Source organism: Mesorhizobium sp. WSM4844, from assembly GCF_055811775.1.
Genome location: NZ_JBVVQB010000172.1, coordinates 1 through 660 on the forward strand (window position 1 = coordinate 1; position 660 = coordinate 660).

Annotated in this window: 1 pseudogene; it reads right to left on the bottom strand. The window is 63.8% G+C overall.

What is annotated here, in order from left to right:
• Positions 1-660: pseudogene (locus tag AC0L2A_RS36295) on the bottom strand (Ulp1 family isopeptidase); the annotation flags it as partial.

The following is a 660-nucleotide window of genomic DNA, read 5'->3' on the forward strand; positions in this document are numbered from 1 at the left end:
CGTCGCTCAGCAGTTCGGTGGCCCCGAGCACCGCCCCCGCGGGAAGGTTGGACCAGCCTGACGGAAAAGCTCCGATCTGAGCATCGGAGGAGGTGGTGGTCAAATCGACCAACGGAACACCGCGATAGGTGTCTGACAGCCTGGCGGTCGCTGGCGAGGCGGGTTCTGGGGCCTTTGCCGATACTGCCGCCACTGCAGCTTCCCTCATCGGACCGCGATGGACGAGCCAAAAGTCGTTGCTCCCTTCCGGCCTCTCGGCGGTGTAGCCGTGACCTTTGATCTCGTAGTTCCATTCCGGCTTGTCCGCATCCGGCAAGAGGCCATGGTGGTACAAGGAAGAGAGCATCGCGTCGGGGACGCGTTGAGTCCCGTGGGAGAAGCCTTTGGGGACGGCGAATGGGACGTTTATAAAGTTCTCGATCGCAGCGTGGGGCTCAGACCTTGCGGAGGGCGCGGCCTCCGCATGCAGCCTTCCCATGTGTTCGGACCCTGTCCCTTGAACGGGTACCCCTTCCAATGGCAATTCACCCAACGGCTGCATGGGGGGCTGCATCGGCACGCGGCCGCCTGAATTGCCGATTTGGCTCAGCGGCTGCTGAATGGCGGCGGCTTGCGGCGTATTCAGGGCCCTCTGCCTCTCCGCTGGCCGCAACAGCGCTG